The sequence below is a fragment of the Acidovorax sp. GW101-11A03 genome, from assembly GCF_059424825.1.
Map to the genome: position 1 here is coordinate 20,238 of NZ_JBWKZU010000050.1, position 15,771 is coordinate 36,008.

A 15,771-nucleotide genomic window follows, 5' to 3' on the forward strand; every position below is an offset into this window, starting at 1 on the left:
TGGATATGCCTTTTTAGCTATCATTTTTGATTCATCAGCACATCCATAGCGACCCGGCGGGCCCGGGCCTTTGCGCGCCAACGCCCGTCGCAGGGCTTTGGCGGGGCACTTTGCTTGTCCCATGAGAAAATCGCGGGTTATTCAACAGAACACGCAGGACAAGAACCATGGACGCAGAACGCATCAACCTCATCGGCACCACCCTCGACGACCTGGCTCTGCGCACGGCAGAGTTACGGAGGTATCTTTGACTTCGATGCCAAATTCGAACGCCTGCGCACGGTAAACGCATCGCTGGAAGACCCGGCTGTCTGGAACGATCCCAAGAAGGCCCAGGAGCTGGGCAAGGAACAAAAGTCGCTCTCCAGCGTGGTCGTCACGCTCGACAAGCTGACGCGCGAGCTGGCCGACAACGCCGAGCTGTATGAGATGAGCAAGGAGGAAGGCGACGAGGCTGGCCTCATGACCATCGAGGCCGAGACCGCCAAGCTCAAGCCGCTGATCGAGGAACTGGAGTTCCGCCGCATGTTCAGCAACGAGGCCGACCCGCTCAACTGCTTTGTGGACATCCAGGCTGGCGCCGGTGGCACCGAGGCCTGCGACTGGGCCAGCATGCTGCTGCGCCAATACCTCAAGTACGCCGAGCGCAAGGGCTTCAAGGCCACGGTCGAAGACGAAACGCCCGGCGACGTGGCGGGCATCAAGAGCGCCACGATCAAGATCGAAGGCGAATACGCCTACGGCCTGCTGCGCACCGAAACCGGCGTGCACCGCCTGGTGCGCAAGAGCCCGTTCGACAGCTCGGGCGGCCGCCACACCTCGTTTGCGTCGCTGTTTGTCTACCCCGAGATCGACGACTCCATCGAGATCAACATCAACCCCGCCGACGTGCGCACCGATACCTTCCGTGCCTCTGGCGCGGGCGGCCAGCACATCAACAAGACCGACTCGGCCGTGCGCCTGACACACATCCCCACCGGCATCGTGGTGCAGTGCCAGGACGGCCGCAGCCAGCACAGCAACCGCGACGTGGCATGGCAGCGCCTGCGCAGCCGCCTGTATGACTTCGAGATGCGCAAGCGCCAGGAGGAGCAGCAGAAGCTGGAAGACACCAAGACCGACGTGGGTTGGGGCCACCAGATCCGCAGCTACGTGCTGGACAACAGCCGCATCAAGGACCTGCGCACCAACGTCGAAATCTCGGCCACGCAAAAGGTGCTGGACGGCGACCTCGATGCCTTCATCGAAGCCTCTCTGAAGCAAGGCGTCTAAGCGATGCGGATGCGCACCGACGCCATCATCTTCGACATGGACGGCACCATGATCGACTCCATGCCCTGGCACGCCCAGGCGTGGGTCGAGTTTGCACGCCGCCGGGGCATGGACATCGACGTGCCCGACCTCATGGCCCGCACCACCGGCAAGAACGGCACCGAGTGCATCGTGGAACTGCTGGGCCGTGCCGTGTCGCAGGACGAGGCCGACGCGCTCACGCACGAAAAAGAAACCATCTACCGCGAACTGTTCGCCCCGCGCTTCTCCGAAGTGGCGGGGTTTCGCCAGTTCGCGGCGCAGGTGCGTGCCCGTGGCCTCAAGGTGGCCGTGGGTACGGCGGGCGACATCGGCAACGTGGAATTCGCCCTGGGCCACCTCGGCCTGGAACCGGCGCCGCAGGCCATCGTGCGCGGCGACGAGGGCCTGCCAGGCAAGCCCCAGCCTGCCATTTTTCTGGAAGCCGCACGCCGCATTGCGGCCGACCCGGCGCACTGCATCGTCTTTGAAGATGCGCCCTTTGGCATCGAAGCCGCGCGCCGGGCCGGCATGCGTGCCGTGGCCATCTGCAGCACCCACACGCCTGAGCAACTCGCCGGGCCGCATGTGCTGGCTGCCGTGCGCGACTACACCGAACTCATGAATACCGACTTTCTGGAGAGCATCCATGTTGCAGCAACTGCTTAGCGCGGACGGAAGTGGAGACGGAGCAGGCCAGACCATCGCCATCCGCCGCGAGGACTACACCGCCCCCGCCTACTGGATCGACAGCGTTGAACTCACCTTCGACCTGGACCCGAACAAGACCCGCGTGCTCAACCGCATGGTGCTGCGCCGCAACCCCGAGGTGGCGGCCGAGCCGCTGAAGCTGGACGGCGACGAGCTGAACCTGGCGCGTGTGCTGGTCAACGGCCAGGGCACCTCGTTCAAGATGGAAGGTGCCCGCCTGGTGCTGGAGAACCTGCCCGAAGGCAATGAACCCTTCGCGCTGGAGATCTTCACCACCTGCTGCCCCGCCAAGAACACGCAGCTCATGGGCCTGTATGTGAGCCAGGGCACCTTCTTCACGCAATGTGAGGCCGAGGGCTTTCGCCGCATCACCTACTTCCTGGACCGCCCCGATGTGATGGCCAGCTACACCGTCACGCTGCGCGCCGACAAGGCCCAGTACCCGGTGCTGCTCTCCAACGGCAATCTGGTGGACAGTGGCGACCTGGAGGATGGCCGCCACTTCGCCAAGTGGGTGGACCCGCACAAGAAGCCCTGCTACCTGTTCGCCCTGGTGGCGGGCAAGCTGGTGGCGCGCGAACAGCACATCAGGAGCCGTTCGGGCACCGACCACCTGCTGCAGGTCTACGTACGACCCGGCGATCTGGGCAAGACCGAACACGCCATGAACTCGCTGATGTACAGCGTGGCCTGGGATGAAGCCCGCTTTGGCCTGCCGCTGGACCTGGAACGCTTCATGATCGTTGCCACCAGCGACTTCAACATGGGCGCGATGGAGAACAAGGGCCTGAACATCTTCAACACGAAGTACGTTCTGGCGAGCGAATCCACGGCCACCGACACCGACTTCGCCAACATCGAAAGCGTGGTCGGCCACGAATACTTCCACAACTGGACGGGCAACCGCGTGACTTGCCGCGACTGGTTCCAGCTGAGCCTGAAGGAAGGCCTCACGGTCTTCCGCGACCAGGAGTTCAGCATGGACCTGGCGGGCAGCCCGTCGGCCCGCGCCGTCAAGCGCATCGAGGACGTGCGCGTGCTGCGCACCGCGCAGTTCCCCGAAGACGCGGGCCCCATGGCCCACCCCGTGCGGCCCGACAGCTACGTCGAGATCAACAACTTCTACACCGTCACCATCTACGAAAAGGGTGCCGAGGTCGTGCGCATGCAGCACAACCTGGTGGGCCGCGAAGGCTTTGCCAAGGGCATGAAGCTGTACTTCGAACGCCACGACGGCCAGGCCGTGACCTGCGACGACTTCGTGCAGGCCATCGCCGATGCCAACCCCGCCAGCCCACTCGCGCAGCACCTGCCCCAGTTCAAGCGCTGGTACAGCCAGGCTGGCACACCCCGCGTGCGCGCCACCGGCCGCTACGACGCCGCCACGCGTTGCTATGCACTCACGCTGTCGCAAAGCTGCGCGGCCACACCCGGCCAGAGCGAGAAGCTGCCCTTCGTCATCCCGGTGGAACTCGGCCTGATCGACGCCCGCACCGGCGCTGCCCTTCCCCTGCATCTGTCGGGCGAAGAGTCGTCGGGCAACACATCCCGCGTGGTCGTGCTCACCGAGGCGTCGCAGACGCTGACCTTCACCAACCTCGATGCCGAACCCGTGCCCTCGCTGCTGCGCGGTTTCAGCGCGCCCGTGGTGCTGGACATCGACTACACCGACGCACAGCTGCTGACGCTGCTGGCGCACGACACCGACGCCTTCAACCGCTGGGAAGCGGGCCAGCGCCTGGCACTCCGAATCGCTATAAATTCAATAGCAAATAACGCTTTACAGACAGGCGGCAGCGGCCGATTTGAGCATCAAATCCTGCCCGCGGAGTTTGTGGACGCCATGCGCGCCGTGCTGCGCAACCCCTCGCTGGATGCCGCATTCAAGGAACTGGTGCTCACCCTGCCGTCCGAAACCTACATCGCCGAGCAGCAGGACGTGGTGGACCCCCAGCGCATCCACGCCGTGCGCGAAGCCATGCGCGAGCAGCTGGCCGTCTCGCTACAAGCCGACTGGGAATGGGCCTGGGAGCAGAACCAGGACACCGGCGGCTACCGCCCCGACCCCGTCTCCTCCGGCCGCCGCGCGCTCAGCGGCCTGGCGCTGCACATGCTGTGCATCGCCGCCCAGCGCACGGGTGATGAAGTCTGGCCCGGCAAGGCCTACCAGCGCTTCAAGGTGGCCAGCAACATGACGGACCGGTTCAACGCGCTCACAGCCCTGGTGGCCAGTGGCAGCGCGCTGGCGGCCCCGGCCCTGGCACGTTTTCACGCTCTGTTCAAGGACGAGCCCCTGGTCATCGACAAGTGGTTCGCACTGCAGGCAGGCGCCCCAGACCGGGGCGGCAATGTGCTGCCCGCCGTGCGCCAGCTCATGTCGCACCCGGACTTCAGCCTAAAGAACCCCAACCGCGCACGCAGCGTGATCTTCAGCTACTGCAGCGCCAACCCCGGCGCATTCCACCGTGCCGATGCAGCGGGCTATGTGTTCTGGAGCGACCGCGTGATCGAGCTGGACGCCATCAACCCGCAGGTCGCAGCCCGCCTTGCGCGCGCACTCGACCGCTGGAAGAAGCTGGCAGACCCCTGGCGCAGCGCCGCCCGCGAGGCCATCGCCCGCGTTGCCGCCAAGCCCGATCTGTCCAACGACGTGCGCGAGGTCGTCACCCGCGCACTGGCCGACTAATCCATCTGAAAGCAGAGACCCCATGGCAAAAAGCATCAGCCTGACCCGCTACCTCGTTGAGCAGCAACGGGTGGACGGCCTCATCCCCTCGCAACTGCGCCTGCTGCTCGAAGTGGTGGCCCGCGCCTGCAAAAGCATCAGCCACGCCGTGAACAAGGGCGCGCTGGGCGGCGTGCTGGGCACGGCCAGCAGCGAAAACGTGCAGGGTGAGATCCAGAAAAAGCTCGACATCATCGCCAATGAGGTGCTGATCGAAGCCAACGAATGGGGCGGCCACCTGGCCGCCATGGCGTCCGAAGAAATGGACGGCATCTACCTGGTGCCCAACCGCTACCCGCAAGGCGAATACCTGCTGCTGTTCGATCCCCTGGACGGCTCCAGCAATATCGACGTGAACGTGAGCATCGGCACCATCTTCAGCGTGCTGAAAAAGCCCGATGGCGACCGAGGTGTGGAGGAAGGCGACTTTCTGCAACCCGGCACGCAGCAAGTGGCTGCGGGCTACTGCATCTACGGCCCGCAGACCACCCTGGTGCTCACCGTGGGCGACGGCGTGGCGATGTTCACGCTCGACCGCGAGCAGGGCTCCTTCGTGCTGACCGAAGAGAACATCCGCATTCCTGAAGACACCAAGGAATTCGCCATCAACATGAGCAACATGCGCCACTGGGACGAGCCCGTGAAGCGCTACATCGACGAATGCCTGCAGGGCAAGGAAGGCCCGCGCGGCAAGGACTTCAACATGCGCTGGATTGCCAGCATGGTGGCCGACGTGCACCGCATCCTGACCCGTGGCGGCGTCTTCATGTACCCCTGGGACAAGCGCGAGCCCAACAAGCCCGGCAAGCTGCGCCTGATGTACGAAGCCAACCCCATGGGTTGGCTGGTCGAGCAAGCCGGTGGCGCCGCCACCAATGGCAAGCAACGCATTCTGGACATCCAGCCCACCCAGCTGCACGAGCGCGTGAGCGTGATCCTCGGCTCAAAAAATGAGGTCGAGCGCGTGACAAGCTACCATTCCACGCTATAATTTGAGGCTTACGCCGGTGTAGCTCAGTCGGTAGAGCAGCTCATTCGTAATGAGAAGGTCGGGTGTTCGATTCATCTCTCCGGCACCAAATGAAAAGCCCTGATTCGCAAGAGTCAGGGCTTTTTTCATGGGCCTGGCAAGGGCCTTCATTCTCGGCGAACCCAGGGTATCGGCGCCATCAAGCACAGCGGCCCGCAGGCCTGGCCGCCGACGCAGCTCCCCAATAAAACGTTCTCAGGACCTGGGCTTGGGGTTGTGAGCGCCTCGCTGCGCAAACGCAAAATCCGGCAGAGACAGCGTGGCTTCCGCCACCTCCAGCAGGCGGCGGTTCTGGTCCATGGAGGTTTTCTGCAGTGCCCGGAAAGCCACTTCCTCGTTCATGCCCAGCCGCGCCATCAGCACGCCCTTGGCCCGCTCGATCACCTTGCGCTCGTTGAGCGTGCGGCGGGCGACCTCCAGCTCCGCCTCCATGCTGGCCATGCGCGCCGACTGGCTCTGCAGCAGATCCACCAGCGAGGCCGATTCACCTCCGTGGACAGAAGCACCGGCGGGGCCTGGCAGGGCCGATGGCGCCTGGGCCATGTCGAAAAATCGGTCTACTGCATGGGTACGCTGTGGCGGGTTGTCGCGCAGGCCGCGGAGCAAGCCCTTGGAATCCTGCAGGTCCTGCTGGGCCTCCAGGATGCGCGCCTCGCAGTCCTCGCGCAGGCGTTTGACGAGATCCACCTGCAGATGCCACAGCGCGTTGATGCGCTCGGAGCACAGGTCAAACCAGATGTCGCTGAGGTCGCTGTCGAGCGCAGCCCCCGGCCGGGCCACGCACAGTGCGCGGCGCAGGCGCTCCAACTGGGCTGCGGCGGGCACCAGTTGCTGCTGCTCCCAACGGGTGCGCAGCGCGGGTTCGGCAAACTCTGAAAACACGCGCAGGCTGCGCTCCTGGGCATCGATGAGGTGAATCACCCGCTGCTGGTGCGCCTCGTTGCTGCTGCCAGACGCATACAGCAGGGCTCCCAGGGCCCGCTCCTGGCCGGCCTCTTCCTCGGCTTGCACCAGGTGCAGCAAGGCCACCAGCATGCGCGACACACTGGGCAGGCCCGCCGCGTCAGCCACATGGAAGACCAGTTCGATCAGCCCCGCGATGAGGTGGCTGTAAGCCGCCACGGAGTCATGCGCCGACATGGCCTGGCGCTCGATCTGGGTGCGCAGTGCGGGCAGCGACTCCAGACCCAGCAGGGCCCACGCCATCAGCGACAGCGCCTTGGCGGTGGCGCCCTGCCCTGGCTCGATGTGCTGCGCAAACACTTCGCGCAGCCGCGTTTCCAACGGCGCAACCTCTTCGATGACACGCAGCCGCACATCGGCAAACCGCTGCGCCTTGGACGCCAGGTACGCGCCCGAGACACCCCGCTCCCGCTGCAGGCCTTGGATCAACTGCCCGATCACGTCCACCAGCTCGGCGCGGCTGGCGAGGTGGCGCACGGCATCGATCTCCAGCTGTTTGGAGCGAAGCACAAGGTTCGATACCGACAAAGGCGCGGCCGGGTCTGGCATGCAAGATTCCTGGGTTGTTGTAGCGCAGCAAGCGCGCCGCGACGTGGCTACGATTGTGTCAGGCCACAGCCACGCTGACACGGCCACCCACTGCGCGCACGCTGTGGGCGCTCACCGATTGCGCTGGTGCCTCCAGGCATTCGCCGGTCCGCAGGTCGAAGTGGTTTTTGTACAGCGGCGAGGCCACCACCACACGGTCACCAATGCTGCCCACCAGGCCCCGGGCCAGCACACTGGCACCGGACTTGGGGTCCACATTGTCGATGGCAAAAAACTGGTCGGCGCCGACGCGGAACACTGCCACATGGCGGTTGGCCACCAGGGCGCAGACGCCGGTACTGGGCAGGATGTCATCGACCGCACAAATGTCGGTCCAGGCAAGGGCATCAGTGCTGGTCATGGGGAGTGCGCTCATGGTTTTTGTCCTTTCTCAATCAAGCAGCTTGGCGAATGGGAATGACCTTGACAGATGCCTGGCCGCGCTCTTCGCCACGCGCCGGGCGAATCTGGCCGCGCTCCTCGACGAAGAGCACGTTCTCATCGGCCTGGTCACTGTTCACGAAGGAGCGGAAGCGCTTGCGCGTCTCGGGGTCGGTCACGGCGGTCTTCCACTCGCACTGGTAGGTGGCCACCACGTGCTGCATCTGCGCTTCGAGTTCGGCGCACAGGCCCAGGCTATCCTTTTGCAGCACATCCTTGAGGTAGTCGAGGCCGCCTTCGAGGTTCTCGCGCCAGGTGCTGGTGCGCTGCAGCCGGTCGGCCGTGCGCACGTAGAACATCAGCACCCTATCAATCATGCGCACCAGGTCTTCCTTGGACAGGTCGGACGCGAACAGCTCAGCGTGGCGCGGCTTCATGCCGCCGTTGCCGCAGATGTAGAGGTTCCAGCCCTTCTCAGTGGCAATGACGCCGATGTCCTTGCCCTGGGCCTCGGCGCATTCGCGCGTGCAGCCCGAAACGCCGAACTTGATCTTGTGTGGCGCGCGCAGGCCCTTGTAGCGGTTCTCCAGCTCCACGGCCAGGCCGACGCTGTCCTGCACGCCGTAGCGGCACCAGGTGGAGCCCACGCAGCTCTTCACGGTGCGCAGGGACTTGCCGTACGCGTGGCCAGACTCGAAACCCGCAGCGATCAGCTCTTCCCAGATCAGCGGCAGCTGCTCCACCCGTGCGCCAAACATGTCCACGCGCGCGCCGCCGGTGACCTTGGTGTAGAGGCCGTACTTCTTGGCCACCTGGCCCACGGCGATCAGGCCATCGGGCGTGACCTCGCCGCCGGGCATGCGCGGCACCACCGAGTAGGTGCCGTCCTTCTGGATGTTGCCCAGGTAGTAGTCGTTGCTGTCCTGCAGGCCCGCCAGCTCCTTCTTGAGCACGAACTCGTTCCAGCACGAGGCGAACACGCTGGCCGCCACGGGCTTGCAGATGTCGCAGCCCATGCCGGTGCCATGCTTGGCCAGCAGATCCTCGAAGCTCTTGAGCTGGCCCACGCGCACCAGGTGGTAAATCTCCTGGCGCGAGTACGCGAAGTGCTCGCAGACGTGGTTGTTCACGGCCATGCCGCGGCGCGCCATCTCGGCCTTCATGACCTGGGTGACCAGGGGCACGCAGCCGCCGCAGGTGGCACCGGCCTTGGTGCAGGCCTTCATTTCGGCGATGGTGCAAGCGCCCTCCCCCACGGCAGCGCAGATGCCGCCCTTGGTGACGCTGTTGCACGAGCAGATCTGCGCGGTGTCGGGTAGCGCCTCCACCCCCAGGCCGGGCTTGGCCTTGCCGTCACTGGACGGGAAGATCAGGAACTCGGGGTCCTCGGGCAACGTGATACCGTTCAGGGCCATCTGCAGCAGCGTGCCGTATTCGGTGACGTCACCGATCAGTACGGCGCCCAGCAGCTGTTTGCCGTCTTCGCTGATGACGATCTTTTTGTAAACCTGGCGGCGCTCGTCCACGTACTGGCAGGTGCGGCTGTGCGGGGTCTTGCCATGGGCATCGCCGATGCTGGCAACGTCCACGCCCATGAGCTTGAGCTTGGTGCTCATGTCGGCGCCCACAAAGGCGGCATCCACTTCACCCGCAATATGGCGGGCCGCCACCCGCGCCATGTCGTAGCCTGGCGCCACCAGGCCAAAAGTCTGTTCGTTCCAGGACGCGCATTCGCCAATGGCATACACATTGTGGTCACTGGTGCGGCAGGCGCTGTCGATGGCGACACCACCGCGCGGGCCGATGGCCAGTACACACTGGCGGGCCAGCTCATCGCGCGGGCGGATGCCCGCAGAGAACACGATCATGTCGGTCTCCAGGTAGGAGTCGTCCGCAAACTTCATGCGATGGCGTGCGCGTGCGCCATCGGCGATCTCCTGGGTGTTGCGGCCGGTGTGCACCTGTACACCCAGCTCCTCGATCTTGGCCTTGAGCACACGCCCGCCACCCTCATCGACCTGCACGGCCATCAGGCGGGGCGCAAACTCGACCACATGGGTTTCCAGGCCCATGTCGCGCAACGCCTTGGCACACTCCAGGCCCAGCAAGCCACCGCCCACCACCACGCCGGTCTTGGACTTGGCGCCCGAGGCCTGCATGGCCTCCAGGTCCTCGATGGTGCGGTAGACGAAGCAATGCTCACGATCACGCCCAGGCACCTGCGGCACAAAGGGGTTGGACCCCGTGGCCAGCACCAGCTTGTCGTAAGGCAAGACCTCGCCACTGACGGTGGTCACGGTGCAGGCGCGCCGGTCGATGGACGCGGCACGCGTCCCGAGGCGCAAAGAAAAGCCTGTACGGTCAAAGAAACCTGGCTCGACCAGCGAAAGGTCTTCAGCCGTCTTGCCACTGAAAAATTCGGACAGATGCACCCGGTCGTACGCCGCACGGGGCTCTTCGCATAGCACCGTCACTTCCACATGGGATAGGCCCGTTTCCGCCAGGCTTTCCAGAAACTTGTGGCCCACCATGCCGTGGCCAATAAGAACAATCTTCATGCTTTTCATCCTGCAATGGCCCGGTGCGCCGCTGGGGGAGACAGGATGTGCGCCTAACCTGCCCAAGCAGGGCAGCATGGCACCTCACCCTCCGCAGACAACACGGGCGTGGGTTGGAACAACCAAACGATGGGCCAACGTGCCCACCACTCGCTTGGGTTCCGCCATCGTTAGCGGAGGATTTCATGGGACCCCGTGGCAGCATTACCGAGGGATCAGGCACGTTGCAGCAATATCCATGCCGACGTTTAGCTCCCAGGGCGGAAAAGTGCGGAAACCCATCCAGAACGAAAACCGGCGTGACCGAAGCTGTTTTCTCACGCCTCGGAGCGAAGACGCATCAATGCGGTGCGATGCACTTCCCCAACATGGGGAATCTGAGAAGACTCAATCTCCGACGCAGTTCCTTGCAGACGGTTGTTTTCTGATTTGCAAACAGCATCAACTCGGGCAGACTGCAAGCAAAGCACCTCACCCGCCCCCACAGGGCCACGCTGGTGCCAGGCATCCCATCCCCATCTTCAACAGCAGATCACGACCATGAGCGTAGAACGCAGAGTCGCCTCAGACCGGCGCAGTGGCAAGGACCGCAGAGAAACGGAAGCAGGCCCCCCGACCAACTTTGAACGGCGGCGCACTGTCGAAGCACGGCAGCCCGAGCTGACAGAGCTGCACCTGAGCGAGGATGAACTCAAAGCCTTGGGCTTTGCACCGGGGAAATCTGCCCCTCAAAAATAGTGACTCAGGTGCCAGCGCAGTGATGGTGGCTGCGCAAGCCCTCCCGCAGCACGATCAACTCAGAAGGCCGCGCCACCTGACTCCGGGTAAGCCATCCACAAGTCAGGGCAACGCAAGCGCCGTACATGTGCGGCACTACGCCGCAGCTTCGGCAGGCAATGACGCTCTTACTCACAGGGCACTCAGCCGCCAATCCCAGGCAGCACGATCACGCGGTGCGCCACCATGTCCAGCGCGGGCCGGGCGTTGCCTTGCTTGTCGGTCCATACACGCGGAGAAAGACTGCCCGATAGCGCCACGGAGTCACCGTCTTGCATGACCTGCATTGCGGCACAAACCGCTGCATCAAACGCAATCACATTGACAAACAGCAGCTCCCCATCGGCGGTGCTGGCACGCACCTTGGCCAAAGTGAAAGTCTTGCCCGCCTTGTCTGTGCGTTCCTCGGTCTCGCCGTACAGCCTTCCGGCCACCAGTCCATCAATCATGAAGATCCTTGGCCCGTTGCGGGCATTGCCTTGTTCCGCCGTGACACCTTTGCTTGGGGCACGGCACCGCCGAAAGGAACTGCGATCCAACAGCCAGCGCAAAGTCGGCATCGAGGTGCAAAAGCAAAAAAGCCCAGAACTTTTCAGTTCTGGGCTTTTGCTAACAATGGTCGGCGTGGCGGGATTCGAACTCGCGACCCCTTGCACCCCATGCAAGTGCGCTACCAGGCTGCGCTACACGCCGACAAGACTTAGATTATATACACAAAAAACCCTAGCTCAGAGAAAGTAGCGCACGAATCTCAAATAACTCTTTGCGCACCGCATTGGAGTCCAATGCGAAGCCTCCCGACGGGATCGACAGATCGGTGGCGCTGTCCATCAACATGCTGGGCAACTCACTATCCAGTGGCTCCATCGCACCGCCCGCCGCAGCCTCTTCACGCGCCGGGTGGGCCAGTTCCTGAAGACGATTGCGGGCTCCACTAATGGTGAAGCCCTGGTCATACAGCAGATCCCGGATGCGGCGGATCATGAGCACTTCATGGTGCTGGTAGTAGCGCCTGTTGCCGCGCCGCTTCATGGGACGCAGCTGCGTGAACTCTTGCTCCCAGTACCGCAGCACATGGGGCTTGACGCCGCACAACTCCGCAACCTCACCAATCGTGAAGTATCGCTTGGCAGGAATGGAAGGAAGGGTGGTGCCCATGGGATGCGGATTCAAACCGGAAAGCCAACAAGCGTACTGCAGACACGCCAATACTGCCAGCGACCAATCTCATCTTGAGAACAAAATCGGCACAAGCTCACACTGCAGCCACGGTCTGAATCTGCTCCTTGAGCTTGCTGCTGGCATGGAAGGTCACGACCCGGCGCGCCTTGATGGGAATGGCCTCCCCGGTGCGCGGATTGCGCCCCGGGCGGGGTGCTTTGGTGCGGATCTGAAAGTTGCCAAAGCCCGAAAGCTTGACATCCTTGCCCTCGACCAGGCTCTGCGCAATCAGGTCGAAGAACGCATCGATCATGTCTTTGGACTCGCGCTTGTTCAGACCGATCTGATCGAACAACAGATCCGCCAGCTGCGCCTTGGTCAGCGCCGGGGTTTCAAGGCTTTCGACGGCAAATTCGATCACGGCATCACTCCCATTCAACATCATCAAACCCGCAGCCTTGCACCCGTGCGCTGGGCCAACTGCGCCACCACGGACTGCACGGCAGCGTCGATCTCGGCCTCGGTCAGCGTGGCTTCGTCGCTGCCCAGCGTCAAGCGCACGGCCAGGCTCTTTTCGCCTTGCGCCAACCCACCCGCAGGGGCCTCTTCGCCCGCACGCAATGCCTTGGGGCGATAAACGTCAAACAGCACTGCCGAGCGCAGCATGGCTCCAGGCACACCCTGCTGCACCGCCGCCATGACGTCAGCATGCGTCACACGCTCGGCCACCACCACGGCCAGATCGCGCTCCACCGCCTGGTGCTTGGCCACGGACTTGAACTGCGGCACCACACGCTGCAAGACAGCGTCCAGTTCGAGTTCGAACATCACAGGAGCCTGCGGCAGATCCCAGGACTGGCGCCACTGTGGATGCAACTCACCCACAAAACCGATAGAACGGCCTTCCACCAGCACGCGGGCGCAACGGCCCGGGTGCATGGCGGGATGGGTGCCGGGCTCAAAGCTCGCCTGCAGCGGGGCCAGCAGCGCCTCCACATCGCCCTTCACGTCAAAGAAGTCGATGCCCTGCTCCTTGCGCCCCCACTGCAGCATGTCATTGGGGCCGTAGGCCACCCCAGCCACGCGCATGGGCTGATGGAAGCCTTCCACCGTCGTGTCCGTGTTGCGCACCGCCGCATCGCGCAAGAACACGCGCCCCAGCTCGAACACACGCACGCGCTGGGCCTTGCGGTCCAGATTGAATTTCAGAACTTGCAACAAAGAGCCCAGCAGCGTCGAGCGCATCACGCTCATCTGGCTGGCTATCGGATTCAGCAGCTTGATGGGCTGTGCATTGGCGGCCAGCTCATGCTCCCAACGTTCTTCCACAAAGCTGAAATTGATGGTTTCCTGGTAGCCCAAACCAGCCAGGGAACGGCGCACGGCAAACGGACTGCGCGTGGCTTCGCGTGCCAGCTTGGGGGTAATGGGCGCCAACGGAGGCGTGGTAGGCAGGTTGTTGTAGCCCACCATGCGCGCAACCTCTTCGATCAGGTCTTCCTCGATGTTGATGTCAAAGCGGTAGGCGGGCGGCGTCACGGTGAGGGTGCCTTCGCCCTGCACCACGGGCAATCCCAGGCGAGCCAGCGCGTCAGCACACTGGGCCTGCGTGAGCGGCATGCCAATAACCTTGGCTGCACGCGCCACGCGCAACGTGACGGGCTGCGGCACCGGCAGATTTACCGACTGGTCGTCCATGGGTCCGCACACTGTTTCTGGCGTGCCGCAGATGTCGATCACCAACTGGGTGATGCGCTCGATGTGCTCCACCGTCAGGCTCGGGTCCACACCGCGCTCAAAGCGGTGCCCAGCATCGGTCGAGAAGTTGAAACGGCGCGAGCGCCCTGCCACGGCTTTGGGCCACCAGAAGGCCGCCTCGATATAGATGTGCTTGGTGTCGTCGGACACGGCGGTGGCGTCGCCGCCCATGATGCCTGCGAGCGACTCGACCTGCTGCTCGTCAGCGATCACGCCGACCTTGTCGTCCACGGTGATGGTGTTGCCGTTGAGCAGCTTGAGCTGCTCACCCGGCTTGCCCCAGCGCACGTCCAGGCCGCCGTGGATCTTGTCGAGATCAAAAATGTGCGACGGCCGGCCCAGTTCGAACATCACATAGTTGGAGATGTCCACCAGCGGCGACACGCCACGCTGGCCGCAGCGCGCCAGGCGGTCCAGCATCCACTGGGGTGTGGCGGCGCGCGTGTTCACATTGCGCACGATGCGGCCCGAAAAGCGGCCACACAGGTCGGGCGCGCTCACCTTGACGGCGAGCTTGTCGGACAGTTTTGCCGCCACTGCGGGGAACGAAGGCTGCTGCAGCGGCACGCCGGTAAGGGCCGACACTTCGCGCGCAATGCCGTACACACTGAGGCAGTGCGCCAGGTTGGGCGTGAGCTTGAGCGTGAACAGCGTGTCGTCCAGGTTCAGGTGGGTGCGGATGTCCTGGCCCACGGTTGCAGAGGCATCAAGCTCCAGCAGACCGCCATGGTCCTCAGACAGCTTGAGTTCGCGGGCCGAGCACAGCATGCCCTGGCTTTCCACGCCGCGCAGCTTGCCCACCTTGATGAGGAAGGGCTTGCCGTCTTCGCCGGGCGGCAACTCGGCACCCACCAGTGCGCAAGGCACCTTGATACCCACGCGCGCATTGGGCGCGCCGCACACGATGTTGAGCAAGGCGCCCTGCCCGACGTCCACCTGGCACACGCGCAGGCGGTCGGCATCAGGGTGCTGGACAGCTTCTTTAATCTCGCCTACCACGATCTTGGTGAAGGGCGGCGCCACGGGGCGCAGCTCTTCCACCTCCAGGCCGGCCATGGTCAGCCTCTCGGCCAGCTCGGCCGTCGTGAGGGGTGGGTTGCAGAACTCGCGCAACCAGGATTCAGGAAATTGCATAGTCGGACTCTTGTTCTAAAGGATCGGCGCGCTGCCGCCGGGCGTGCGCGCGTCGCTAAATCGGCGGGCTTTACTGAAACTGCGACAGGAAGCGGATGTCGCCGTCAAAGAACAAGCGCAGGTCGTTCACGCCATAGCGCAGCATGGTCATGCGGTCCATGCCCATGCCGAAGGCAAAGCCGATGTACTTTTCGGGGTCCAGGCCCATGTTGCGCACCACGTTGGGGTGCACCTGGCCCGAGCCAGCCACCTCCAGCCAGCGGCCGGCCAGCGGGCCGGTCTGGAACTGGATGTCGATCTCGGCGCTGGGCTCGGTGAAGGGGAAGAAGCTCGGACGGAAGCGCAGCACCAGGTCGTCGCTCTCGAAGAAGGTGCGGCAGAACGCCGTGAAGATGACCTTCAAGTCCTTGAAGCTCACGTTCTCGCCAATCCACAGACCTTCGCACTGGTGGAACATGGGCGAGTGCGTGGCGTCGCTGTCCACGCGGTAGGTGCGGCCCGGCGCAATGACGCGGATCTCGGGCATGGGCTGGCCGGCGTCGAGCAGAGTGCGGTGTTTTTTCACATGCTGCACGGCGTGGCGGATCTGCATGGGGCTGGTGTGCGTGCGCAGCAGATTGGGCGCCTCGGGCGTGCCGCCCTCGACGTAGAAGGTGTCGTGCATAGAACGCGCGGGATGGTCTTCCGGCGTGTTC

The 15,771-nt window shown here is 63.9% G+C and carries 12 protein-coding genes and 2 tRNA genes; 5 read left to right on the top strand and 9 right to left on the bottom strand.

Features of this window, described 5'->3' with window-relative positions; all coding sequences use genetic code 11:
* The first annotated feature begins 167 nt into the window (after positions 1-167).
* The 5 genes from prfB (at position 168) to AC07Z7_RS18735 (ending at position 5,805) form a co-directional block, all read left to right on the top strand.
* Positions 168-1,272 (top strand): peptide chain release factor 2 gene (prfB, locus tag AC07Z7_RS18715; RefSeq protein WP_108723929.1). Its coding sequence is split into 2 segments (ribosomal slippage): positions 168-248 and positions 250-1,272, totalling 1,104 coding nucleotides; the frame shifts between segments, so codons are not numbered across the junction.
* A gap of 9 nt (positions 1,273-1,281) precedes the next feature.
* Positions 1,282-1,959: an HAD family hydrolase gene (locus tag AC07Z7_RS18720; RefSeq protein ID WP_094291217.1), complete on the top strand. Its 678-nt coding sequence runs from the start codon at positions 1,282-1,284 to the stop codon at positions 1,957-1,959.
* On the top strand, positions 1,940-4,687 hold the full coding sequence (gene pepN, locus AC07Z7_RS18725) for an aminopeptidase N (RefSeq protein WP_494767231.1): 2,748 nt from the start codon (positions 1,940-1,942) through the stop codon (positions 4,685-4,687). Before AC07Z7_RS18720 ends, pepN begins: the two co-directional genes overlap by 20 nt.
* 22 nt (positions 4,688-4,709) lie before the next feature.
* Positions 4,710-5,717: a class 1 fructose-bisphosphatase gene (locus AC07Z7_RS18730; protein ID WP_063460605.1), complete on the top strand. Its 1,008-nt coding sequence runs from the start codon at positions 4,710-4,712 to the stop codon at positions 5,715-5,717.
* A 12-nt stretch (positions 5,718-5,729) separates the two neighbouring features.
* A tRNA-Thr gene (locus AC07Z7_RS18735) sits at positions 5,730-5,805 on the top strand.
* A gap of 146 nt (positions 5,806-5,951) precedes the next feature.
* Here the strand turns inward: AC07Z7_RS18735 and AC07Z7_RS18740 are convergent.
* The 9 genes from AC07Z7_RS18740 to AC07Z7_RS18780 form a co-directional block, all read right to left on the bottom strand.
* Positions 5,952-7,268 (bottom strand): nitrate- and nitrite sensing domain-containing protein, encoded by a 1,317-nt coding sequence (locus tag AC07Z7_RS18740; RefSeq protein WP_494767232.1) that lies wholly within the window; start codon positions 7,266-7,268, stop codon positions 5,952-5,954.
* Positions 7,269-7,326: 58 nt separating this feature from the next.
* Positions 7,327-7,683 carry a nitrite reductase small subunit NirD gene (gene nirD, locus AC07Z7_RS18745; protein WP_494767233.1) on the bottom strand — a complete coding sequence of 119 codons (357 nt, stop codon included), beginning with the start codon at positions 7,681-7,683 and terminating at the stop codon, positions 7,327-7,329.
* A 19-nt stretch (positions 7,684-7,702) separates the two neighbouring features.
* Positions 7,703-10,246: a nitrite reductase large subunit NirB gene (nirB, locus tag AC07Z7_RS18750; protein ID WP_494767234.1), complete on the bottom strand. Its 2,544-nt coding sequence runs from the start codon at positions 10,244-10,246 to the stop codon at positions 7,703-7,705.
* A gap of 920 nt (positions 10,247-11,166) precedes the next feature.
* On the bottom strand, positions 11,167-11,472 hold the full coding sequence (locus tag AC07Z7_RS18755) for a single-stranded DNA-binding protein (protein WP_094291215.1): 306 nt from the start codon (positions 11,470-11,472) through the stop codon (positions 11,167-11,169).
* Between the two features lie 167 nt (positions 11,473-11,639).
* Positions 11,640-11,716 (bottom strand) — tRNA-Pro (locus AC07Z7_RS18760).
* Positions 11,717-11,746: 30 nt separating this feature from the next.
* Complete coding sequence (locus tag AC07Z7_RS18765; protein ID WP_494767235.1) at positions 11,747-12,181, bottom strand: MerR family transcriptional regulator; 435 nt, start codon at positions 12,179-12,181, stop codon at positions 11,747-11,749.
* 97 nt (positions 12,182-12,278) lie between these two features.
* Positions 12,279-12,629, bottom strand: coding sequence for an integration host factor subunit alpha (locus AC07Z7_RS18770; protein WP_094290884.1), 351 nt, complete (start codon positions 12,627-12,629; stop codon positions 12,279-12,281).
* Positions 12,629-15,076, bottom strand: a complete 2,448-nt coding sequence (pheT, locus tag AC07Z7_RS18775; protein ID WP_494767236.1) for a phenylalanine--tRNA ligase subunit beta — start codon at positions 15,074-15,076, stop codon at positions 12,629-12,631. Before pheT ends, AC07Z7_RS18770 begins: the two co-directional genes overlap by 1 nt.
* Before the next feature lie 70 nt (positions 15,077-15,146).
* Positions 15,147-15,771, bottom strand: a 625-nt coding sequence (locus AC07Z7_RS18780) for a tRNA ligase subunit PheS family protein (protein WP_494767237.1), incomplete at its 5' end; no start/stop codon positions are given.

Excerpts from the sequence above, each read along its gene's own strand:
- AC07Z7_RS18720 (WP_094291217.1), top strand. The coding sequence starts at position 1,282 with ATGCGCACCGACGCCATCATCTTCGACATGGACGGCACCATGATCGAC.
- pepN (WP_494767231.1), top strand. The coding sequence starts at position 1,940 with ATGTTGCAGCAACTGCTTAGCGCGGACGGAAGTGGAGACGGAGCAGGC.
- AC07Z7_RS18730 (WP_063460605.1), top strand. The coding sequence starts at position 4,710 with ATGGCAAAAAGCATCAGCCTGACCCGCTACCTCGTTGAGCAGCAACGG.
- AC07Z7_RS18740 (WP_494767232.1), bottom strand. The coding sequence starts at position 7,268 with ATGCCAGACCCGGCCGCGCCTTTGTCGGTATCGAACCTTGTGCTTCGC.
- nirD (WP_494767233.1), bottom strand. The coding sequence starts at position 7,683 with ATGAGCGCACTCCCCATGACCAGCACTGATGCCCTTGCCTGGACCGAC.
- nirB (WP_494767234.1), bottom strand. The coding sequence starts at position 10,246 with ATGAAGATTGTTCTTATTGGCCACGGCATGGTGGGCCACAAGTTTCTG.
- AC07Z7_RS18755 (WP_094291215.1), bottom strand. The coding sequence starts at position 11,472 with ATGATTGATGGACTGGTGGCCGGAAGGCTGTACGGCGAGACCGAGGAA.
- AC07Z7_RS18765 (WP_494767235.1), bottom strand. The coding sequence starts at position 12,181 with ATGGGCACCACCCTTCCTTCCATTCCTGCCAAGCGATACTTCACGATT.
- AC07Z7_RS18770 (WP_094290884.1), bottom strand. The coding sequence starts at position 12,629 with ATGATGTTGAATGGGAGTGATGCCGTGATCGAATTTGCCGTCGAAAGC.
- pheT (WP_494767236.1), bottom strand. The coding sequence starts at position 15,076 with ATGCAATTTCCTGAATCCTGGTTGCGCGAGTTCTGCAACCCACCCCTC.